A 23,273-nucleotide genomic window follows, 5' to 3' on the forward strand; every position below is an offset into this window, starting at 1 on the left:
GAAGCCCAGGCAGATCGGCGGCACCACGGAGCGCGGGATCAGGCGAGCACGCGGGCCGTCTGATGCGCGTAGGTGAGGGCGACCCCGGTGGCCACGGTCGCCGCGCGCACCGCGCCGAGCGCCTCGCGCACCAGCTCCGAACGCTCCGCCGGCCTGACCTCGAACCCCGTCTGACCGGCACGGACGATGGTCACCGCCGCTTCGAGCACGGCGATCTGCGCCTCGCCGAGCGCCTCCCCCCGGTCGACCCTCTCCCGCACCTGTGCCAGGACGTCCGCGAGCACGTCCGCCGCACGGACACTGTGGCCGGTCTCTGCCATGTCATGACTCCTCGGTCGTTTCGCCGGCGGTGTGCACAGGGCCGGGCGGTGAATTCTGCGGGCGCAGTCCGGCCAGTCTCACGCCCCGCCGCCCGCCCGGCACAGGGCTGTCGGCCAACTGCTCCCGTCCTGCCGCCCAGTTGCCGCCGGTCACGCCGGAATCGGCTCAGCGGCGAATCTACGGTGGTGGCCGAAAGGAAGTTCAGGTCAAGCCTGGACCTCTTTCTCCCCCTGTCATCCAATGATGTGGACGAAGCGAACAATGAAGCCTGCGGAATGGGCGGCTCGTCATCGATCCGGGCCGCTGGATGTTGTTGTCACCGGACTGCAATCCGATGCGCACACCTGGAATCTCATCTACATCCAATTGCTGCTCGAAGACCTCGGGCACAAGGTCGTCAATCTGGGTTCCTGCGTGCCCGAGGACGAGATCGTCGAGTCCTGCTGCAAGTTCCAGCCCGACCTGCTGGTCGTCAGCAGCGTCAACGGACACGGCTTCAACGATGCCCAGCCGCTGATCGGGGCCATCCGGTCGCGCTGGGAGCTGACCGGACTGCCCGCCGTCATCGGCGGCAAGCTCGGCGTCTCCGGGGGCGGGGAGGGAGAGGCCGATGTCCTCAGGAGGGCCGGGTTCGACGCGGTCTTCCAGGACGGCGTCGATCTCACCGCTTTCGAGTCCTACGTCGGCTCACTGCCCAGAGAGGTGGAACGATGACCCCGCCGGTCCTCGCGGCAGGCCCGGAGAGCCGCACCGCCGTGCACCGGCGCCCGCTCTCCTTCGGCCGCTTCGTCGCCGAGGCCCAGGACCGCGGCACCCTTGTGGTGCAGCCCCGCATGGGCTTCTCCGACCCCGCACTGATGCGGGCCGGCCTGCTGGCCACCAAGGGCGCCGCCGACGCGGTCGTCGGCACCATGACGATCGACAGCTACACCCGGGTGAGCGACGAGGCGTCCGCGGTCCGCGCGCTGAACAGCGGCGTCCCGCTCAACGGATTCCCCATCACCTCCTACAGCCCCCACACCTCGCGCTGGGTCCTGGACGGTGTCCGGGACGCCGGCTTCCCGGTCCAGATCCGGCACGGTTCTGCCCGCCCCCAGCGCATCGTCACCGCACTGGCCCGGCTCGGCCTGGACGCGACGGAGGGCGGCCCGGTCTCCTACTGCCTGCCCTACGGGCGCACCCCGCTCCTGGACTCCGTACGCAACTGGCAGGAGAGCTGCGAGTTCCTCGCCGGACTGCGCGGCACCGGAGCGGAACCGCACCTGGAGACCTTCGGCGGCTGCATGCTCGGCCAGCTCTGCCCGCCCGGACTCCTCGTCGCGATCAGCGCGCTGGAAGCACTCTTCTTCCACCGGGCCGGACTCCGCAGCATCTCGCTCAGCTACGCCCAGCAGACCAACGCGGCGCAGGACCGCGACGCGGTGCACGCGCTGCGCCGGCTGGCCGGCGAATTCCTGCCGGACACCGACTGGCACATCGTCCTCTACACCTACATGGGTCTCTACCCGCAGACCCGGCGCGGTTCGCTGGATCTCCTGGAGCGCTCGGCCGAACTGGCCGTGGAGACCGGGGCGGCCCGGCTGATCGTGAAGACGGCCGCCGAGGCACACCGCATCCCGACCGTGACGGAGAACGTCGAGGCCCTGCGGGTCGCCGCGCGGGCCGCGTCCCGGCACCGGGCGGCGGCCGTGCCGGTCCCGAGCACCGACCCGGCGGACAACGCGGTCTACGCCGAGGCCCGCGCCCTGGTGGACGCCGTGCTGAACCTCGACGACGACCTGGGCCAGGCCCTGCTGAAGGCCTTCGCCCGCGGATACCTCGACGTCCCCTTCTGCCTGCACCCCGACAACGCGGGCCGCTCCCGGAGCCTCATCGACCGGTCCGGCCGCCTCGCCTGGTCCGAGATCGGGGCGATGCCGCTGGGCCCCGTCCGCGACCGCGGCCGCCGGCTCACCGCCGCCGGGCTGTTCGACGCCCTGTCGTTCGTCCAGCGCCGGCACGACCGCACCCTTCCCTCGTCCGTCTCCCGCCCCCCGCTCCCCCCGGCGGCCCGACGCCCGGCAGCCCATCGGCAGCACACCCAGGAGGTAGCACCATGACCAGTACGATCGCCGAGCCCTACGGCCGCATCGCGCCCGCGTTCCCGGCCTCTCCCGACCAGCACCTGATGGCCGAGCCGACCCGCGCCACCCTGCGGGTGCAGAGCCGCATGCTCGCGGCCACCCGCTCCTTCCTGACCGCGCAGGGGTTCCAGGAACTGCTGCCCCCGGTCATCGGACCGGTCACCGACCCCGGCATCCGGGGCTCCAAGCAGGTGGACATCGACTTCTACGGCCACAAGTACAAGCTGATGACGAGCGCGATCCTCTACAAGCAGGCATCGCTGATGGCCTTCGAGAAGATCTTCTACATCGCTCCCAACGTGCGCCTGGAACCGCTGGAGACGGCCGTCACGCACCGCCACCTCGCCGAGTTCCACCAGATAGACGTGGAGATCCGCGACGCCGGCCGCGAGGACGCGATGGAGCTCGCCGAGCGGCTCGTGGCGCACGTCGTCGACCACGTCGTCCGCGAGATGCCGGGTGAGCTGGAGCTCCTGGGCCGGGACCGGGACGCCTTCCGCGAAGTGGTCCAGGGGGCGTTCGCCCGCACCACGCACCAGGAGGCCACCGCGGACCTGGTGGCGCTCGGCCACCCGCAGGACCCGGGTGCCGAGATCGACTGGGAGGGGGAGGAGATCCTCTCCGCGAAGACCAGCCGCCCGTTCTTCGTCGTCGACTACCCCAAGGGTTCGCGGGGCTTCTACGACCAGGAGGACACCGAACGCCCCGGCATCCTCCGCAACTTCGACCTGATCGCCCCCGAGGGCTACGGCGAGCTGGCCAGCGGCAGCGAGCGCGAACACGACTACGCGGCCCTGGTCACCCGGATGCGCGAGACCGGCGAGAACCCCGCGAAGTACGGCTGGTACCTCGACCTGGCCCGCCGCGGCATCCCCGCCAGCGCCGGCTTCGGCATCGGCCTGGAGCGCTTCACCCGGTACATCACCGGCCGCACCGCCGCCTGGGAGGCCAGCGCCTACCCGAAGCTCCCCGGAGTGGTGTCGGCATGAGCGTCCTGAGCGCCGAAGGCTTCCCCGAGGAACGGGTGCGGCACCGGGCCAGGGCCGGAGCGGCGGCGGTCTTCCCCGCCCTGGAGTCCTACGGCAGCAGCCTGCTGGGCGCGGTCCCGGCCGGCCACGACCCGTACGACGTGCTGGAGCGTGCCAGGATCGTGCCCCCGGTGTTCATGCCGGAACGGCTGAAGAAGCTCATCGACCTGGCCCGTGAACCGCTGTACACCGACGTCGAACTCGGTACGTCCGTCGGCGGGTTCGCCTCCCGGCTGCCGCTGTACGTGTCCGCGTTCGGCTCGACCCGGGTCGCCAGCCACGACCTGGGCGAGGCGGCCGGACGGCAGGCCGGAAAGATCGGCATCCCGATGGTCATCGGGGAGAACGTGGTGCCGGTCAACGGCTACCGCGCCGCCTCCGACTCCGCGGCCTCCCCGCTGCTCGGCCGGATCGCCGCCTACACCGCCGCCGCCGACGACGACCACGGCGGGGTGGTGGTCCAGCAGTCCACCGAGGACGCGGACGCCGAGGTGTGGAACCTGGTCTACAGCGACCCCGTCTCCGAACCGCTGCTCGCCACCGGCCGGCTCGCCTTCGAACTGAAGGTCGGCCAGGGTGCGAAGCCGGGGCTCGGCGGTCTCACCGTCCTGGGCCGCGAGGCCGGCGGCAGGATCGCCGAACAGTACGCCCTGGACGAGGTGTTCGGCGCGGACAGCGACTCGGTCCTGCGGATCAGCAGCCCCGGCACCTTCACCGAGGAGATCCTGCGCCAGCAGATCCGGCTGATGCGGAACAACTTCCCCCGCGTGAAGGTCTGGGTGAAGCTGCATCCCGGCCGCGACATCGCCCTCGCCGCGGCCACCGCCTGGGCGGCCGGCGCGGACTCCGTCACGGTGGACGGAGCCGAGGGCGGCACCGCCTGGGCCCCGACCGGCTTCCTCGGCCAGGTGGGGCTGCCCCTCGGCGAGTGCCTCACCCGCATCGGGCCCACCGGCCACTGCCTGCTCGCCAGCGGGCGAATCTGGGAAGGCGGCCGGGCCGCGAAGGCACTCGCGCTCGGCGCCCGCGCCGTCGGCCTCGGCCGGGCCGCGCTCCTCGCCGTCGACGAGGACGCCGACGCCGGCCTCGTCCGGCTGGCCGAGAGCATCGCCCTCGAACTCCGGCTGCTGATCAGCTCCGTCGGCAAGTACCACGCGAACGCCCTGGAACCGGACGACATCCTGCTGCCCGCCGGCGCCGCGACAGCATCCCGCACCGGCTGACTCCCCACCCCACCGCACGACTTCGCACCATCCGCACGTCATCCACCGTGGCTCCGTCGGTCTCCCGGCACGCCGCGAGACCACGAGATCCGAGCTACCAAGAAGGTGTCGAGATGCCCCAGCCGCAAGCAGACCCAGCCCTCACCCTCGGCGTCGGCGTCCCCGCGCACGTCGCCACGTACAACGACACGGCCGAGGACTTCCCCGAGGGTGAACTGCACACGCTCTTCGCCGCGCAGGCCGCCCGCACCCCGCAGGCAGTCGCCCTCGTCCGCGAGGACCGCGGCCTCACCTACCGGGAGCTGGACAGTGCGGCCAACGCACTCGCACACCGGCTCGTCAGCGAGGGCGTACAGCCCGGCGACGCCGTCGGCCTCCTCTTCGACCGCTCGTTCGCCTACGTCATCACGGTCCTCGCCGTACTGAAGAGCGGCGGTGTCTACGTACCCCTCGACCCACGCCAGCCCGAGGAGCGGCTCAGCTGGATCCTCGGCAACACCGGCGCCACCCTCCTGGTGACCGACCGCGCGGCCGGGGACACGGACTTCGCCGCGGACCTGCGCGTCCTGCGGCTCGACGACCGAAGCGCCACCGCCGGCAGCGCGCCCACGGCACCCGACATCACGGTCCACCCCGACCAGCCGCTGTACATCATGTTCACCTCCGGCTCCAGCGGCACCCCCAAGGGCGTCGTCAACACCCACCGCAACGTCGTCCAACTGGCCCTGGACCCGGGCTTCGGCGCCACCGCCCACGAGCGGGTGCTCGCCTACTCGCCCCTGCCCTTCGACTCCTCCACCTACGAACTGTGGGTTCCCCTGCTGCGCGGCGGACTCGCCGTCATCCTGTCCGCCCCGAAGATCGACATCGGTGAACTGGCCGAGGCCATCACCCGCCACGAGGTGACCGCCGCCTACTTCACCACCGCCCTCTTCGACGCCATGGCCGGCGAGGCGATCGACGCGCTGAGGCAGCTGCGCGAGATCTGGACCGGCGGCGACGTCCTGTCCGGCGTCGCCCTCCAACGAGCCCTCGACCACTGCCCGGACACCACATTCGTGCACGTCTACGGCCCCACCGAGGCGACCGTCTTCTGCAGCTACCAGGCCTTCACCCCCGAGGCGCGCACCCTCGACCGGCTCCACCTCGGCATCCCGATGGCGAACACCGCCATGTACGTCCTGGACGCCGAACTGCGCCACACCGCCCCCGGCGAAGCCGGTGAACTCTACGTCGCGGGACCGCACCTCGCTCAGGGCTACAGCCGGCTGCCGGCCATGACCGCCGAGCGGTTCACCGCCGACCCGTACGGACCCGCCGGCAGCCGCATGTACCGCACCGGCGACCTGGCCGCGTGGAACGAGCACGGCGAGATCGTCTTCCTGGGCCGCGCCGACCAGCAGGTCAAACTCCGCGGCAACCGCATCGAACTCGGCGAGATCGAGACCGTGCTCGTCCGCCACCCCTCCGTCGCCCAGGCCGCGGTCATCGTCCGCGAGGACCGGCCCGGCGACAAGCGCCTGGTGGCCTACGCCGTACCCGCAGAGCCAGGCGTCCTGGACGGGGCCGAACTCCTGCGCCACGTGGGCGAACACCTCGTCGAGTACATGGTGCCCTCGGCCGTCGTCCCGCTCGGGACCCTGCCGCTGACCCCGAACGGCAAGCTGGACCGGCGCGCACTGCCCGCCCCCCGCCTCGGCGCGACACCCAACGGCCGGGCCCCGCGCAACCCCGTCGAGGAGGTCCTCTGCGGGCTGTTCGCCCACTCCCTCGGCCTGCCGTCGATCGGCATCGACGACGACTTCTTCGCCGTCGGCGGCCACTCACTGCTCGCCACCCGGCTGGTGAGCCGGGTGCGCACCGTCCTGGACGTCCAGCTGACCCTGCGGCAGTTCTTCGACTACCCGACCGTGGCCCTGCTCGCCGAATACGTAGCCACCGGCGGCGGCGAGTCCGCCCGCCCGGCCCTGACAGCCCAGGAGCGGCCCGAACCGCTGCCGCTCTCGGCGGCCCAGCAGAGGTTGTGGTTCCTCGACCAACTGGAGGGCCCGTCGGCGACGTACAACATCCCGCTCGCCGTCCGGGTGCGTGGCGAACTCGACGTAACAGCACTGGAAACGGCGTTCAGCGACGTCGCCGGACGCCATGAGAGCCTGCGCACCGTGTTCGGCCAGGCCGACGGGCAGACCTACCAGCGGATCCTGCCGGCCGACAGCGTCCGGGTCGCACTGCCGGTCACCCCGGCCACCGAGGACACCGTCGCCGCGCTGCTCACCTCCGAGTCCGAGCGCGTCTTCGACCTGGCAGCCGATCTGCCGTTCCGCGCACGGCTGTTCAGCCTCGGCGCGCACGAGTACGTACTCCTGGTGGTCATGCACCACATCGTCTCCGACGGCTGGTCCTACCAGCCGCTCATGCGCGACCTGAGCACCGCGTACGCGACCCGCTCGCGCGGTGAGCGCCCCGCATGGGATCCGCTGCCCGCCCAGTACGCGGACTACGCCCTCTGGCACCGCGGCATACTCGGTGACCCCGCAGACCAGGAGAGCGTCGCCGCGCGCCAACTCGACTACTGGAAGCAGGCATTGGCCGAGCTCCCGGAGGAAGTCACCCTGCCCGCCGACCGGCAGCGGCCGGCCGTCGCCTCCTACCGCGGCGCAACGCACACCGTGCACTGCTCCGAGGCCGTCCACGCCCAGCTCGCGGAGCTGGCGAGCGAGTCGGGCGCCTCGGTGTTCATGGTGGCCCAGGCGGCGGTGTCGACGCTGCTGTCGCGGTCCGGCGCCGGGCACGACATCCCGCTCGGCTCACCGATCGCCGGCCGTACGGACCAGGCGCTCGACGACCTCGTCGGGTTCTTCGTCAACACCCTGGTCCTGCGGACCGACACCAGCGGTGACCCGAGCTTCCGGGAGCTGCTGACCCGGGTCCGGGAGACCGACCTCGCCGCATGGGGGAACCAGGACCTGCCGTTCGACCGGCTGGTGGAGGCCCTCAACCCGGACCGCTCGGCGGCCCGGCACCCGCTGTTCCAGGTGATGCTGACGCTGACGGACGCGGACACACCGACACTCGTCGCCGGGGACCTGGACACCGAGTCGGAGTTCACCTGGCTGCGATTCGCGAAGTTCGACGTGACGTTCTCGTTCGCGGAGCATCGTGGGGCGGACGGTCGGCCGGGTGGGCTGGACATCACGATCGAGTTTGCGACGGATCTGTATGACGCTCGGTCGGTGGAGTTGGCGGGTGAGCGTCTGGTGCGGTTGCTGGGTGCTGCGGCGTCGGCTCCGGATGTGCCGGTGGGCGAGTTGGAGTTGCTGTCCGGGGACGAGCGTGGGGTGTTGTTGGGGGAGTGGGCCGGTGCGGTGACGGGGTCGACGGATGCGGGGCTTGCGCAGCTTTTCGCTGCTCAGGTGGCGCGGACGCCGGATGCGGTGGCGGTGGTGGGGGAGGGGCGTGAGTTCTCCTACCGTGAGGTGGATGCGTTGGCCAACCGTGCGGCGCGTGTGCTGATGGGTGAGGGTGTGCGGCCGGGTGGCCGGGTGGCGTTGTTCTTGGAGCGTTCGGTGAGTGCTGTGGTCACGACGCTGGCCGTGGTGAAGGCGGGTGCGGTGTATGTGCCGTTGGATACCCGTTATCCGGCTGAGCGGGTGGAGTTGATCGTCGGGCAGTCGGGTGTGTCGCATGTGGTGACGGATCGGGATGCGGGTTCGTTGGTGGTGCCGGCGGGGGTGCGGGTGTTGGGGCCGGTGTCGGGTGAGGGGGGCGACTCGTCGGATCCTTTGGTTGCGGTGCATGCGGATCAGCCGGTGTACGCGATGTTCACGTCGGGTTCGACGGGGGTGCCGAAGGGTGTCGCGGTCACGCATCGCAATGTCGCGGACCTGGCGGCGCAGACGATGTACGCGAACGGTGCTCACGGCCGGGTGTTGTTTCACTCGGCGATGGCGTTCGATGCCTCGACGTACGAGATGTGGGTGCCGTGGCTGAACGGCGGCACACTCGTCGTCGCCCCCGCAGGACACCTCGACGCAGCCGCGTACGAAGGGCTGATCGCCGAGCACGGGATCACCGCCCTCTGGCTGACGGCCGGGTTGTTCCGGGTGATGGCGGAGGAGGTTCCGGAGGCGTTCGGCGGGGTGCGTGAGGTGTGGGCGGGCGGTGATGTGGTTCCGCCGGAGGCGGTTCGCCGGGTGATGGACCGTTGCCCGGATCTGACGGTCGTCAATGGTTACGGCCCTACGGAGACGACGACCTTCGCCACCACCCACCGCATCCACCGCCCCCTGGACTACGCGGGTGCCATCCCCATCGGGGAGCCCTTGGACAATCACCGGGCGTATGTGCTGGACGAGGGGCTGCGGCTGGTTGCTCCGGGTGTTCCGGGCGAGCTGTACATCGCGGGTGCCGGCCTGGCGCAGGGGTACCTCGACCGCCCCTCGCTCACTGCGGACCGTTTCGTGGCCGACCCGTACGGTCCCTCCGGTACGCGGATGTACCGCACCGGCGACCTCGTCCGCTGGAACCACGAGGGCTCCCTCGAATACCTCGGCCGCGCCGATCAGCAGGTCAAGCTCCGCGGCTTCCGCATCGAACTCGGTGAGATCGAGACGGCGTTGACCGCCCACGAGAGCGTGGGGCAGGCGACCGTCGTCGTCCGGGAGGACCGTCCCGGCGACAAACGCCTCGTCGCCTACCTCACCGCCGCCGACAGCGCCAGGATCGAACCCGAGTCCGTGCGCCGTGCCATGGCCGGCATCCTCCCCGAGTACATGGTCCCGTCCGTCTTCGTCGTCCTCGACGAGATCCCGCTCACCGTCAATGGCAAGGTCGACCGACGCGCCCTGCCCGCACCGCAGTTGAGCGGCGAGGCCACCGGCCGTGCGCCCCGGGGGCCGGGCGAGGAGGTCCTGTGCGGTCTCTTCGCGGAGGTACTCGGACTGACCTCGGTCACCATCGACGACCACTTCTTCCACCTCGGCGGGCACTCCCTCCTCGCCACCCGCCTCATCAGCCGCATCCGGCAGACCTTCGGCGTCCAGATCACGGTCAGGGACCTCTTCCAGGGCCCGACAGTCGCCGCTCTGGCCGAGTACGTCGAAGCGGGCGGCGAGGAGGAGACCGCGCAGCGCCCCGCCCTGCGGGAGGCCGTGCGGCCGGAGCGGGTGCCGCTCTCCTCGGCGCAGCAGCGCCTCTGGTTCCTCCACCACCTGGAGGGGCCGTCCGCGACGTACAACATCCCGCTGTCCCTGCGCCTCACCGGCGCACTCGACACGGAAGCCCTCCAACTCGCGCTCACCGACCTGGTGGTACGTCACGAGTCGCTGCGCACCCTCTTCGGGATGGCGGACGACGCCGCCTACCAGTGGCAGCTGCCGGCGGCCGAGGTCCGGGTGGAACTGCCCGTCATCACGGCGACCGGGGACACGCTGGAGGCGGAGCTCGGCGACCACGCCGCGCGCAGCTTCGATCTCGACTCCGAACTGCCCTTCCGCGCAGCCCTGTTCGCCATCGGGGCCGAGGAGCACGTCCTGCTGGTGGTGATGCACCACATCGCCTCCGACGGCTGGTCCACCACCCCGCTGCTGCGTGACCTCACGGCCGCCTACACGGCGCGCACCCAGGGCGCCGCCCCCGCGTGGGAGCCGCTGCCGGTCCAGTACGCCGACTACACCCTCTGGCAGCAGGAGCTGCTCGCGGTGGACGGGGAGAGGCAGGCGGAGTTCTGGCGCGGCACGCTGGACGGGCTGCCCGACGAGGCCACCCTGCCCGCCGACCGCCCCCGCCCGGCGGTGGCCACCTACCGCGGCACCACCCACGGCGTTCACGTCCCCGCAGCGCTGCACGCCGGGCTGACCCGGCTGGCCCGCGAGACCGGCAGCACCCTGTTCATGGTGGCCCAGGCCGCCGTCGCCACCGCGCTGGCCCGCTCCGGCGCCGGGGAGGACATCCCGATCGGCGCCCCGATCGCGGGCCGCTCCGAGCAGGCCCTCGACGACCTGGTCGGCTTCTTCGTCAACACCCTGGTGCTGCGTACGGATCTCACGGGCGACCCGAGCTTCCGTGAACTGCTGACCCGGGTCCGGGAAGCCGATCTTGCCGCCTGGGCCCATCAGGATCTGCCCTTCGACCGGCTGGTGGAGGCTCTCAATCCCGAGCGTTCCACCGCCCGGCACCCGCTCTTCCAGGTGGTCCTCACCCTCCAGGAGGCACTTACCCCCTCCGTCGAACTCCCGGGAATCGCGGCCGAGTCGGGCTTCACGTCGCTGGATATCTCCAAGTTCGACCTGACCTTCTCCTTCCATGAGCACCGCACGGCGGACGGCAGCCCGGACGGTCTGGACATCAGGGTCGAGTACGCCACCGACCTGTACGACGCCGGCACCGTCGAGGCGGTCACCGACCGGCTGGTCAGGCTGCTGGGCGACGCCGTCGAACGCCCCGAAATCCCCGTGGGCGAGCTGGAGTTCATGGGCCCGGACGAGCGACATCAGCTGCTGGAGGGCTGGAACGGCACGGTCACTGGTTCCTCCGACGCGGGTCTCGCGGAACTCTTCGCCGCGCAGGCCGCCCGTACTCCGGACGCGATCGCCCTGGTCGACGGCGACCGCGAGCTGACGTACGCGGAGCTGGACGCGGACGCCAACCGGCTGGCCCGCCACCTCGTGGGCCTCGGCGTCCGGCCGGAGAGCGTCGTCGCCGTCCTGATGGAGCGGTCGGCGGACCTGCTCACCGGGCTCCTCGCGGTCGTCAAGGCCGGAGGCGTCTACGCCCCGCTCAACACCGCGGACCCCGACACCCGGCTGCTGCGGATCATCGCCGAGACCGGGGCGCCGGTCCTGCTCACCGACAAGGTGCTTGCCGATCACCCGGTCGTGGCCCGGACCACCGCGCGGACCGTCGTGCTCGACGGCACCGCGGGCTTCGCCCACCTCCCGTCGACGCCGCCGGCAGCGCCGGCCCATCCCGACCAGTGGCTGTACGTGATGTTCACGTCGGGCTCGACCGGGGTGCCGAAGGGTGTCGCGGTCACGCACCGCAATGTCGCGGACCTGGCCGCCCAGACCATGTACGCGAACGGCAGCCACACGCGGGTGCTCTTCCACTCGCCGCACACCTTCGACGCCTCGACGCACGAGATCTGGGTGCCGTGGCTGAACGGCGGCGCGGTCGTGGTCGCACCCCCGGGCTACCTCGACCCCGGGACCCTGGGCGGGCTGCTGACCGAGCGCGGAATCAGCTCGCTGTGGCTGACGGCCGGGTTGTTCCGGGTGATGGCGGAGGAGGCTCCGGAGGCGTTCGCCGGGGTGCGTGAGGTGTGGGCGGGCGGTGACGTGGTTCCGCCGGAGGCCGTACGCCGGGTCATGGACCGTTGCCCGGACCTCACCGTCGTCAATGGTTACGGCCCTACGGAGACGACGACCTTCGCCACCACCCACCGCATCCACCGCCCCCTGGACTACGCGGGCGCCGTCCCCATCGGGGAGCCCCTCGACAACCACCGCGTCTACGTGGTGGACGAGGGCCTGCGGCTCGTACCTCCGGGTACCCCCGGCGAGCTGTACATCGCCGGCGCCGGTCTCGCCCGTGGCTACCTCGGCCGGCCGGACATGACGGCGGAGCGCTTCGTCGCTGACCCGTTCGGTCCGCACGGTACACGGATGTACCGGACGGGCGACCTGGTCCGGTGGAACCTTGAGGGCTCCGTCGAGTACCTCGGCCGGGCCGATCAGCAGGTCAAGCTCCGTGGTTTCCGTATCGAACTGGGGGAGATCGAGACGGCGTTGGCCGCCCACGAGAGCGTGGGGCAGGCGACCGTCGTGGTCCGGGAGGACCGGCCCGGCGACAAGCGCCTCGCCGCCTACCTCGTCGCCACCGAAGACGCCCGGATCGACGTGGCGGAGCTGCGGGGGCACGTCTCGGCCGCCCTGCCCGAGTACATGGTCCCGTCCGCCTTCGTCGTACTGGACGAGATCCCCCTCACCGTCAACGGCAAGGTCGACCGACGCGCCCTGCCCGCACCCCAGGTCGCCCACGCCACCAACGGGCGCGCACCGCGCACACCGCAGGAAGAAGTGCTCTGTGGTCTCTTCGCGGCCGTGCTCGGACTGCAGTCGGTCACCATCGACGACCACTTCTTCCACCGCGGCGGCCACTCGGTGCTCGGCACCCGGCTGATCAGCCGCATCCGGCGGGCGTTCGGCGTCCAGCTCGGCGTGAAGGACCTGTTCCGCAACCCGACCGTGCTCGCCCTCTCGGAGTGCGTCACCGCGGGCAGTGGCGAACTGCCCCGGCCGGCGCTGATGCCGCAGGAGCGGCCGGAGCGCGTTCCGCTCTCCTCCGCCCAGCAGCGGCTGTGGTTCCTCGACCAGATGGAGGGCCCCTCCGCCACCTACAACATCCCCCTGGCCCTGCGGCTCAAGGGCGCCCTCGACCACCGGGCCCTCGAACGGGCCCTCACCGACCTCACCACCCGTCACGAAGGCCTGCGCACCGTCTTCCCCACCCACGAGGGCACCCCCCACCAGCACGTCCTGCCCCCGACCACCACCGACCTGCCCCTGATCAGCACCACCGAGGAGGCACTCACCGCACAACTGGCCGACCTCTCGGCGGCCACCTTCGATCTGGCCGTCCAGCCCCCCGTCCGCACACATCTGCTCTCGCTCGGCGGGCAGGAGCACATCCTGCTGGTGGTCATCCACCACATCGCCTCCGACGGCTGGTCGAACGGTCCGCTCTTTCGCGACCTGGCCACCGCCTACGAGGCCCGCACCGAGGGCGCCGCCCCCGCGTGGGAGCCGCTGCCCGTCCAGTACGCCGACTACTCCCTCTGGCAGCAACGCCTCCTGGGAAGCGACGAGGAACGCCAACTCGACTACTGGCGCACCGTACTGGCCGAACTGCCGGAGGAGGCCACGCTCCCGGCCGACCGGCCCAGGCCGGCCACCGCGTCCAACCGGGGCACCACGCACACCGTGCACTGCCCGGCAGGCCTGCACGAGTCGCTGACCTCGCTGGCCCAGGACGCCGGCAGCACCCTGTTCATGGTGGCCCAGGCGGCGGTGTCGACGCTGCTGTCACGGTCCGGTGCCGGGCACGACATCCCGCTCGGCTCACCCGTCGCCGGCCGCACCGACCCGGCCCTCGACGACCTCGTCGGGTTCTTCGTCAACACACTCGTGCTCCGCACCGACACCAGCGGTGACCCGAGCTTCCGGGAGCTGCTGACTCGGGTCCGGGAGACCGACCTCGCCGCCTGGAGCCATCAGGACCTGCCGTTCGACCGGCTGGTCGAAGCGCTCAACCCCGAGCGCACCACCGCCCGGCACCCCCTCTTCCAGATCATGCTCACCGTCGGCGACATGTCGGCCGAGGCGCCCGAACTCCCCGGACTGGAAGCGTCGTACGAGTTCTCCAAGGTGGAGATCGCCAAGTTCGATCTGACCTTCGGCTTCGCGGAGCATCGTGGGGCGGACGGTCGGCCGGGTGGGCTGGACATCACGATCGAGTATGCGACGGATCTGTATGACGCTCGGTCGGTGGAGTTGGCGGGTGAGCGTCTGGTGCGGTTGCTGGGTGCTGCGGCGTCGGCTCCGGATGTGCCGGTGGGTGAGTTGGAGCTGTTGTCGGCGGATGAGCGCGGGGTGTTGCTGGGGGAGTGGGCTGGTGAGGTCACCGGTTCTCCGGATGCGGGGCTTGCGCAGCTTTTCGCGGCTCAGGTGGCGCGGACGCCGGATGCGGTGGCGGTGGTGGGGGAGGGGCGTGAGTTCTCCTACCGTGAGGTGGATGCGCTGGCCAACCGTGCGGCGCGTGTGCTGATGGGTGAGGGTGTGCGGCCGGGTGGCCGGGTGGCGTTGTTCCTGGAGCGCTCGGTGAGTGCTGTGGTCACGACGCTGGCCGTGGTGAAGGCCGGGGCCGTCTACGTACCGCTGGACACCCGTTACCCGGCTGAGCGGGTGGAGTTGATCGTCGGCCAGTCGGGTGTGTCGCATGTGGTGACGGACCGGGATGCGGGTTCGTGGGTGGTGCCGGCGGGGGTGCGGGTGCTGGGGCCGGTGTCGGGTGGTGAGGGCGACTCGTCGGATCCTTTGGTTGCGGTGCACGCGGATCAGCCGGTGTACGCGATGTTCACGTCGGGTTCGACGGGGGTGCCGAAGGGCGTCGCGGTCACCCACCGCAATGTCGCGGACCTGGCGGCGCAGACGATGTACGCGAACGGTGCTCACGGGCGGGTGCTGTTTCACTCGGCGATGGCGTTCGATGCCTCGACGTACGAGATGTGGGTGCCGTGGCTGAACGGCGGCACACTCGTCGTCGCCCCCGCAGGACACCTGGCCCCGGCGGACTACCAGCGGCTGCTGGCCGAACACCGGATCACCGCGCTCTGGCTGACCGCAGGACTCTTCCGCGTCATGGCGGAGGAGGTTCCGGAGGCGTTCGGCGGGGTGCGTGAGGTGTGGGCGGGCGGTGATGTGGTTCCGCCGGAGGCGGTTCGCCGGGTGATGGACCGTTGCCCGGATCTGACGGTCGTCAACGGGTACGGCCCGACGGAGACGACGACCTTCGCCACCACGCACCGCATCCACCGCCCCCTGGACTATCCGGGTGCCATTCCCATCGGGGAGCCCCTCGACAACCACCGGCTCTACGTGCTGGACGAGGGGCTGCGGCTCGTCGCTCCGGGCGTGCCCGGCGAGTTGTATATCGCGGGTGCCGGCCTGGCGCAGGGGTACCTCGACCGCCCCTCGCTGACCGCCGACCGTTTCGTGGCCGACCCGTACGGTCCCTCCGGTACGCGGATGTACCGCACCGGCGACCTCGTCCGCTGGAACCACGAGGGCTCCCTCGAATACCTCGGCCGCGCCGATCAGCAGGTCAAGCTCCGCGGCTTCCGCATCGAACCGGGCGAGATCGAGACCGTCCTCGTCGGACAGCCGGACGTGGCCCAGGCGACCGTCGTCGTCCGGGAGGACCGTCCCGGCGACAAACGCCTCGTCGCCTACCTCACCGCCGCTGACAGCGCCCGGATCGAACCCGGCGACGTACAGCGCCAGGTGTCCGGGCTGCTGCCTGAGTACATGGTCCCGTCCGCCTTCGTCGTACTGGACGAGATCCCGCTCACCGTCAACGGCAAGGTCGACCGACGCGCCCTGCCCGCACCGCAGATCGTCAACGACGCCACCGGGCGCGCACCGCGCACCGCCAAGGAAGAAGTCCTGTGCGGTCTCTTCGCGGAGGTACTCGGACTGACCTCGGTCACCATCGACGACCACTTCTTCCACCTCGGCGGGCACTCGCTCCTCGCCACCCGGCTCGCGGGCCGGATCCGCACCGTACTCGGGGTCGAGCTCTCCGTGGCGACCCTCTTCGAAAACCCGATCGTGGCCACGCTCGTCGAGAAGCTCGACGGCGCCGCGGCCGCGCGGCCCAGACTTCGGCCGATGCGCCGGATGGGAGTGACCAAGTGATTCCCTTGTCCTTCGCCCAGCAGCGGCTGTGGTTCATCGCCCAGATGGAAGGGCCCTCGACCACCTACAACATCCCGCTCGCCGTGCGGCTGAACGGCGAACTCGACCGCCTGGCCCTCCACTCGGCGCTCCTGGACCTGGTCGGCAGGCACGAGAGCCTGCGCACCCTCTTCCCCGACCAGGACGGCACCCCGTATCAGCGCATCCTCGCCGAGGACGAGGTGGAGCTCCCGCTCGAGGTCGTCCCGGCCGACACCGCGACGGTGCAGGCCGTCCTCGCGGAGGAGTCCGCCCAGGTCTTCCACCTCGCGGTGGACCTGCCCGTCCGGGCCCGCCTGATCGCCCTCGGCGAGCAGGAACACGTCCTGCTCATCGTCATGCACCACATCGTGTCGGACGGCGGTTCGACCGCGCCCCTGCTCCAGGACCTCGCCACCGCCTACGAGGCGCGGGTCAGGGGCGCCGCCCCCGCGTGGGAGCCGCTGCCGGTCCAGTACGCCGACTACACCCTGTGGCAGCAGGAACTGCTCGGTGAGGGCGACGACCCGGAGAGTGCCGGAGCACGGCAACTGGACTTCTGGCGGCAGGCGTTGGCGGACCTGCCGGAGGAGGGGACGCTGCCGGCCGACCGTCCGCGCCCCGCCTCGGCCTCGTACGTGGGCGCCACCTGCGACGCCCGGTTGTCCGCCACCGCCCACACCGCGCTGACTCATCTCGCACGGGAGTCCGGCGCCACGCTGTTCATGGCCGTCCAGGCCGCCGTCGCTACCGCCCTCTCGCGCTCCGGCGCCGGCCTCGACCTGGCGATCGGCTCCCCGGTGTCGGGGCGCATCGACGAAGCACTCGACGGGCTCGTCGGCTTCTTCGTCAACACCCTCGTGCTGCGTACGGACATCACGGGCGACCCGAGCTTCCGTGAACTGCTGTCCAGGGTCCGCAGGACGGATCTGGCCGCCTGGGACAACCAGGACCTGCCCTTCGACCGGCTGGTCGAGGTGCTGAACCCCGAGCGCTCCGCCTCCCGCCACCCGCTCTTCCAGGTGATGCTGACCATGGGCGAGGCCGGATCGGACGTCATCGGGTTCCCGGGGCTCGACGCCCGGACCGAGTACAGCGCCCTGCAGATCGCCAAGTTCGACCTGACGTTCGGCTTCGCCGAGCACCGCACCGGCGACGGCCGGCCGGACGGCCTGGACATCACCATCGAGTACGCCACCGATCTCTACGACGCCCGGACGATCGAGGCGCTCATGGCACGGCTGATCCGGCTCCTGGAGGCCGTGGTCACCTCGCCCGACACCCCGCTGTCCGTCCTCGACCTGCTCGGCGAGCACGAGCGGCGGCTGCTCCTGGAGGAGCGCGGCGGCGCCGTCACCGGCTCGTCCGGGAAGAGCCTGGCGGAGCTGTTCGCCACGCAGGCCGCCCGTACCCCGGACGCGACAGCCCTGGTCGACGCGGACCACGCCCTGACGTTCGCCGAACTCGACGAGGTCACCAACCGGCTGGCCCACCACCTCATCAACCTCGGGATCCGGCAGCACGACGTGGTCGCGGTCCTGATGGAGCGCTCGGCCGACCTGCTCACCGCTCTGCTCTCCGTGGTCAAGGCCGGGGCCGTGTACGCCCCGCTGAACACCACCGACCCCGACAGCCGGCTCGTCCGGATCCTCGCCGACACACAGGCGCCGGTCCTGCTCACCGACCAGGCCCTGTCGGACCACCAGGTCGTCCTGGACGCCGACGCGCAGGTCGTCGTCCTGGGCGGTACCACCGACCTCGGCGACCTTCCCGCCACCGCTCCCGCGTGCGCCATCCACCCCGACCAGCCCGTCTACGCGATGTTCACCTCGGGCTCGACGGGGGTGCCGAAGGGCGTCGCGGTCACCCACCGCAATGTCGCGGACCTCGCGGCGCAGACCATGTACGCGAACGGCGGCCACCGGCGCGTGCTGTTCCACTCACCGGCCGCCTTCGACGCCTCGACGTACGAGATCTGGGTGCCGTGGCTGAACGGCCGCACGGTCGTGGTGGCGCCGCGCGGCCATCTCGCCCCGGCGGACTACCAGCGGCTGCTGGCCGAGCACCGGATCACCTCGCTCTGGCTGACGGCCGGGCTGTTCCGCGTGATGGCGGAGGAGGCGCCCGAGGCGTTCGCCGGGGTGCGTGAGGTGTGGGCGGGCGGTGACGTGGTTCCGCCGGAGGCGGTACGCCGCGTCATGGACCGTTGCCCGGATCTGACGGTCGTCAACGGTTACGGCCCTACGGAGACGACGACCTTCGCCACCACCCACCGTATCCACCGCCCCCTGGACTACGCGGGTGCCATCCCCATCGGGGAGCCCCTCGACAACCACCGCGTCTACGTCCTCGACGCCGCCCTTCAGCTCGCCGCCCCCGGTGCTCCCGGTGAGCTGTACATCGCCGGCGCCGGCCTGGCGCAGGGATATCTCAACCGGGCCTCGCTGACGGCGGAGCGCTTCGTCGCGGACCCGTTCGGTCCGCCCGGTACGCGGATGTACCGGACGGGCGACCTGGTCCGGTGGAACCTTGAGGGCTCCGTCGAGTACCTGGGCCGTGCCGATCAGCAGGTCAAGCTCCGTGGTTTCCGTATCGAACTGGGGGAGATCGAGACGGCGTTGGCCGCCCTCGAAAGCGTGGGGCAGGCGACCGTCGTGGTCCGGGAGGACCGGCCCGGCGACAAGCGACTCGCCGCCTACCTCGTCGCCACCGAAGACGCCCGGATCGATACCGACGCCGTGCACCGCGAGATCTCCGTCGCCCTCCCGGAGTACATGGTCCCGGCCGCCTTCGTCGTCCTCGACGAGATCCCCCTCACCACCAACGGCAAGGTCGACCGACGCGCCCTGCCCGCACCCCTGCTGAGTGCCGACGCCGGGGGCCGCCCGCCCAGGACGCCCGCCGAGGAAGTCCTGTGCGGTCTCTTCGCGGCCGTGCTCGGACTGCCGTCGGTCACCATCGACGACCACTTCTTCCGGCGCGGCGGGCACTCCCTGCTCGCCACCCGGCTCGTCAGCCGCATCCGCGCCGTGTGGGACACCGAGATCACCATCCGGGACCTGTTCCAGTACGCGACGGTCGCGCAGCTGGCCGAGCGCATCGCGGCCGAGGGCAGCGGGGAGCGGCGGCCGGCGCTGATGCCGGAGGAGCGGCCGGAGCGCGTTCCGCTCTCCTCCGCCCAGCAGCGGCTGTGGTTCCTCGACCAGATGGAGGGCCCCTCCGCCACCTACAACATCCCCCTGGCCCTGCGGCTCAAGGGCGTCCTCGACCACCGGGCCCTCGAACGGGCCCTCACCGACCTCACCACCCGTCACGAAGGCCTGCGGACCGTCTTCCCCACCCACCAGAACATCCCGTACCAGCACGTCCTGCCCCCGACCGCCGCCGGCCTGCCCCTGATCAGCACCACCGAGGACGCGCTCACGGAACGGCTGGCCGCCGAGGCCGGGCGGACCTTCGACCTGTCGGCCGAGGCCCCGTACCGGGCGAAACTGCTGAGGCTCGGCGCCGAGGACCACGTACTCCTGCTCGTGATCCACCACATCGCCTCCGACGGCTGGTCGAACGGTCCGCTCTTTCGCGACCTGGCCACCGCCTACGAGGCCCGCACCGGGGGCGCCGCCCCCGACTGGGAGCCGCTGCCGGTCCAGTACGCCGACTACTCCCTGTGGCAGCAACGCCTCCTGGAACGCGACGAGAGCCGCCAGCTCGGCCACTGGCGCGAGGTGCTCGCCGATCTGCCGGAGGAGGCCACGCTCCCCACCGACCACGCCCGCCCCGCCGTCGCCTCCAACCGGGGCCGCACCCACGCCGTGCACTGCCCCGCCGCAATGCACACCGCCCTGATGTCGCTGGCCCAGGACACCGGGACCACGTTCTTCATGGTGGCCCAGGCGGCCGTCGCGACGCTGCTGGCCCGGTCCGGTGCCGGGCACGACATCCCGCTCGGCTCACCCGTGGCCGGACGCACCGACCAGAAGCTCGACGACCTCGTCGGGTTCTTTGTCAACACACTCGTGCTCCGCACCGACACCAGCGGGGATCCGAGCTTCCGGGAGCTGCTGACCCGGGTCCGGGAGACCGACCTCGCCGCATGGGCCCACCAGGACCTGCCGTTCGACCGGCTGGTCGAAGCGCTCAACCCCGAGCGCACCACCGCCCGGCACCCCCTCTTCCAGATCATGCTCACTGTCGGGGACACCAGCAACGAGGCCCCCCGGCTCGCCGGGCTGGAGAGCGAGTTCGCCGCACCGCCCGTCTCCGTGGCGAAGTTCGACCTCACCTTCGCCTTCGCCGAGCACCGCACCGCGGACGGGCGCCCCGATGGCCTCGACATCCTGATCGAGTACACCACCGACCTCTACGAGGCACGCACCATCGAGGCCACGGCGGACCGCCTGGTCCGGCTCCTCACCGGGGCCGTGGCAAGCCCCGACCTGCCGCTCGCGGAACTGGAGACGGTCTCCGGGGAAGACAGGGCCCGGCTGCGCGAGTGGAGCGGCGCGCAGTCGCCGGCGCCCGCCCTGGGGCTCGACGGACTCTTCACCGAACAGGCCGCCCGCACCCCGCACTCGGTGGCGCTGGTCCACGAGGAGCAGCAGGTGACGTACCAGGAGCTGGACATCTGGTCCAACCGGCTGGCCCGCCACCTGACCGCGCGCGGCGTCACCCCGGGCAGCATCGTCGCCATCCACCTGGAGCGTTCACCGCAGCTCATCGCATCCCTGCTCGCCGCCCTTAAGGCCGGGGCCGGATACACCCTGCTCGACCCGCAGTTCCCGGCCGACCGGCTGAACACCGTGCTCGGGCAGACCGGTCCGGCGGCGCTGGTCACCCAGGCCCACCTGACGGCCCTGTCGACCCCGGCCACCCTCGTCGACCTGACCGCGGAGATCCCCGCGATCAGCGGCCTGCCCGGAACACCCGTGGAGACGGGCGGGCACCCCGAATCCATCGCGTGCGTGATGTTCACCTCCGGATCGACCGGACTCCCCAAGGGGGTCGCCGCCTCGCACCGGGCGCTGGCCGCCACCTTCATCGGCCCCGACTACCTGGACTTCGGACCGGAACAGACGTATCTGCAGAGCTCGCCGGTGTCCTGGGACGCCTTCGCCCTGGAGGTCTTCGGGCCGCTCCTGCACGGCGGCGTCTGCGTCCTGCAGCCAGGCCAGCACACCGACCCGCACCAGATCGCGGAGCTGGTCGAGCGGCACGGCGTCACCACCCTCCAGATGTCGGCGAGCCTGTTCAACCACATGCTCGACGAGCACCCGGTGGTCTTCTCCCGGATCAAGGAGGCGATGACCGCCGGTGAGGCGGCCTCGCCCGCCCACACCGCCAAGGCGCTCGCCGACCACCCCCACCTCCACCTGGTCAACGGCTACGGACCGGCCGAGAGCATGGGCTTCACCACCGCCCACGTCCTCACCCGGCCGGCGCCCGCCATCCCGATCGGCCGGCCCATCACCGGCAAGCACGCCTACGTCCTCGACGAGAACCTCCGGCAGCAGCCGCCGGGCGTCCCCGGTGAGCTCTACGTCGCCGGGCACGGCCTCGCCCACGGCTACATCGGGCAGCCCGCACTGAGCGCGGAACGCTTCGTCGCCGACCCGCACGGTGCGCCCGGCTCCCGGATGTACCGGACCGGCGACCTGGCCCGCTGGAGCCAGGACGGCGCGCTGGAGTATTTCGGCCGGGCCGACCAGCAGATCAAGTTGCGGGGTTTCCGCATCGAGCCGGGTGAGATCGAATCGGCACTGCTGCGGCACCCCTCCCTCGCGCAGGTGGCGGTGCTGATCCGCGAGGACCGGCCCGGTGACAAGCGCCTGGTGGCGTACGTGGTGCCCACCGAGGGCAGCGGCCGGCCCGACCTCTCCGAGCTGCGCCGGCACGCGGTCGCGGCGCTGCCCGAGTACATGGTGCCGGCGACGATCGTGCCGCTGGACGCGCTGCCCCTGACCGTCAACGGCAAACTCGACCGGCGGGCCCTGCCCGAACCGCCGCAGGCCGACACCGGCGGCGGCCGGGCACCGCGCACCCCGGCGGAGGAAGTCCTGTGCGGCCTCTTCGCCGCCACCCTCGGAGTGCGGTCGGTCACCATCGACGACCACTTCTTCCAACTGGGCGGCCACTCCCTGCTCGCCACCCGGCTGATCGGCCGGATCCGCGGTATCTGGGAGACCCGCGTCACCATCCGGGACCTGTTCCAGTACCCGACGCCCGCGCTGCTCGCCGAACACATCGCCTCGAACACGAGCGGCGACCCGATGGAGACGCTGCTGCCGATCCGTGCCGCGTCCCCCGCCGCCAACGAGGCCCCGCTGTTCTGCGTCCACGCGATCTCCGGGATGAGCTGGTCGTACGCCGGACTGCTCCGGCACATCGGCGGACAGCGGCCGCTGATCGGCCTGCAAGCCCGGGAGTTGACGAGCCCGGCGGACCGGCCGGCCGGCATCGAGGAGATGGCCGACGGCTATGTCGCCGAGATCCGCTCGGTCCAGGCCCACGGCCCGTACCACCTGCTCGGCTGGTCGTTCGGCGGACTCGTGGCGCACGCGATCGCGGCCCGGCTGGAGGAGCAGGGCGAGGAGGTGGCGCTCCTGGCGCTGCTCGACTCCTACCCGCTGCCCGACGGGTTCCGGCCGCCCGCCGTCACCGGCCGCGAGGTCCTGACCGCCCTGCTCGGGGACCGCGGCGCCGGACTCGACGTGCGGTGCGCCGACAGCGCCCCGGACGCGGCGGAGCTGGCCGCCGTACTGGGCGCCGAGGACGCGATCCTGGGCGCGCTGGAACCGGCCCAGGCCGCCGCGGTCGTCGCCGCCACGGCCGGGAACCTGGAGATGCGTTACCGGTACGTTCCGCGGCGGCGGTACGGCGGCGACACGGTGTTCTTCAACGCCGCCCGCACACCCGCCGCGACGACCGGCGCCGACTCCTGGGCACCCCATGTCCTGGGCCGGGTCGAGGAGTACGACATCGACTGCGAGCACTGGGACATGACCACCGCCGAGCCCCTGCGCGAGATCGGAAAGGTGCTGGCCGAGGAGTTGCGCGGAGTACGTCACTGATCCTCACGACACGGCCCAGGTG

The 23,273-nt window shown here is 71.4% G+C and carries 7 protein-coding genes; 6 read left to right on the forward strand and 1 reads right to left on the reverse strand.

The window, feature by feature from the left end; all coding sequences use genetic code 11:
* Positions 1–38 precede the first annotated feature (38 nt).
* A complete protein-coding gene (locus ACZ6S6_RS34785) occupies positions 39–320 on the reverse strand; it encodes a hypothetical protein (RefSeq protein WP_362961832.1) in 282 nt (93 codons plus the stop codon).
* Between the two features lie 262 nt (positions 321–582).
* On the opposite strand from ACZ6S6_RS34785, the gene ACZ6S6_RS34790 reads away from it, so the two are divergent.
* The 6 genes from ACZ6S6_RS34790 (at position 583) to ACZ6S6_RS34815 (ending at position 23,251) form a co-directional block, all read left to right on the forward strand.
* The gene (locus tag ACZ6S6_RS34790; protein WP_469708978.1) at positions 583–1,035 is read left to right on the forward strand and encodes a cobalamin B12-binding domain-containing protein; all 453 of its coding nucleotides are present in this window, start codon (positions 583–585) and stop codon (positions 1,033–1,035) included.
* Positions 1,032–2,420, forward strand: a complete 1,389-nt coding sequence (locus tag ACZ6S6_RS34795) for a methylaspartate mutase (protein WP_362961828.1) — start codon at positions 1,032–1,034, stop codon at positions 2,418–2,420. Before ACZ6S6_RS34790 ends, ACZ6S6_RS34795 begins: the two co-directional genes overlap by 4 nt.
* Positions 2,417–3,433, forward strand: a complete 1,017-nt coding sequence (locus ACZ6S6_RS34800; RefSeq protein ID WP_362961826.1) for an asparagine synthetase A — start codon at positions 2,417–2,419, stop codon at positions 3,431–3,433. Before ACZ6S6_RS34795 ends, ACZ6S6_RS34800 begins: the two co-directional genes overlap by 4 nt.
* Complete coding sequence (locus ACZ6S6_RS34805) at positions 3,430–4,695, forward strand: glutamate synthase-related protein (protein WP_469708980.1); 1,266 nt, start codon at positions 3,430–3,432, stop codon at positions 4,693–4,695. Before ACZ6S6_RS34800 ends, ACZ6S6_RS34805 begins: the two co-directional genes overlap by 4 nt.
* Positions 4,696–4,808: 113 nt before the next feature.
* Positions 4,809–16,166, forward strand: coding sequence for a non-ribosomal peptide synthetase (locus ACZ6S6_RS34810; RefSeq protein ID WP_469708982.1), 11,358 nt, complete (start codon positions 4,809–4,811; stop codon positions 16,164–16,166).
* Entirely contained in the window at positions 16,163–23,251 is a 7,089-nt protein-coding gene (locus ACZ6S6_RS34815; protein ID WP_469708984.1) for an amino acid adenylation domain-containing protein, read from the forward strand. The genes ACZ6S6_RS34810 and ACZ6S6_RS34815 overlap by 4 nt, the downstream gene beginning before the upstream one ends.
* Positions 23,252–23,273 lie beyond the last annotated feature (22 nt).

The sequence above is a fragment of the Streptomyces sp. NPDC048671 genome, from assembly GCF_055587045.1.

What these genes read in the sequence shown, in the direction of transcription:
- ACZ6S6_RS34785 (WP_362961832.1), bottom strand. Translation starts at nt 320, where the DNA reads ATGGCAGAGACCGGCCACAGTGTCCGTGCGGCGGACGTGCTCGCGGAC.
- ACZ6S6_RS34790 (WP_469708978.1), top strand. Translation starts at nt 583, where the DNA reads ATGAAGCCTGCGGAATGGGCGGCTCGTCATCGATCCGGGCCGCTGGAT.
- ACZ6S6_RS34795 (WP_362961828.1), top strand. Translation starts at nt 1,032, where the DNA reads ATGACCCCGCCGGTCCTCGCGGCAGGCCCGGAGAGCCGCACCGCCGTG.
- ACZ6S6_RS34800 (WP_362961826.1), top strand. Translation starts at nt 2,417, where the DNA reads ATGACCAGTACGATCGCCGAGCCCTACGGCCGCATCGCGCCCGCGTTC.
- ACZ6S6_RS34805 (WP_469708980.1), top strand. Translation starts at nt 3,430, where the DNA reads ATGAGCGTCCTGAGCGCCGAAGGCTTCCCCGAGGAACGGGTGCGGCAC.
- ACZ6S6_RS34810 (WP_469708982.1), top strand. Translation starts at nt 4,809, where the DNA reads ATGCCCCAGCCGCAAGCAGACCCAGCCCTCACCCTCGGCGTCGGCGTC.